This is a genomic window from Loigolactobacillus bifermentans DSM 20003, from assembly GCF_001434575.1.
In the GTDB taxonomy this organism is placed as follows: Bacteria; Bacillota; Bacilli; order Lactobacillales; family Lactobacillaceae; genus Loigolactobacillus; species Loigolactobacillus bifermentans.
In genome coordinates this window covers 11975-12555 of the sequence record NZ_AZDA01000111.1, presented here as the reverse complement: position 1 = coordinate 12555, position 581 = coordinate 11975, and the positions used below count along the sequence as shown (strand labels likewise).

1 protein-coding gene is annotated in these 581 nt (G+C 46.3%); it reads right to left on the bottom strand.

The window, feature by feature from the left end; all coding sequences use genetic code 11:
• Window positions 1–581, bottom strand: a 581-nt coding sequence (locus FC07_RS16235; protein WP_235807511.1) for a 4Fe-4S binding protein, incomplete at both ends; no start/stop codon positions are given.

Sequence of the window (581 nt, the reverse complement as noted above, 5' to 3'; positions counted from 1 at the left end):
TAACTTCTTCATTGGGTTCGTCTTTTGACGTAACGTCATTGCGAAAGCCCAGTTCATGTTTTGTTCTTTTTGGCCAGCGTAGTCAACCATCTTCAAAGCTTTTGTTGGTGCTGGGCAGGCTTCGTAGCACAAGCCACAACCAGTACAATCTTCAACAGAAACTTGGATCCGGTACTTCAAGCCATCGGCACCCTTCATATCACGGACAATGTAGCCTTCTGGTGCTTCTGCCATTTCGTCTTCATCAGCTAAGAATGGACGGATTGCAGCATGTGGGCAGACGTAAGCACATTGGTTACATTCTGTACAATTTTCAGGGATCCATTGTGGTACTTCAAGGGCAATCCCACGTTTTTCATAGGCAGCTGTCCCTGAAGGCATTTGACCAGCTAACATACCGTTATCGATCAAGTCCTTAACAGATAACTTGTCACCTTCTTGGCGTGTGATTGGTTCCAAGATGTTCTTGATGTAACCAGGTTCGTCCTTGGCAGCTGGTGCTTCAGGAGCGACTTCAATCGTTGCCCAATCAGCTGGCACGTCAACTTCTTTAATGCCATCAAATGTTTCGTCAATGGCAC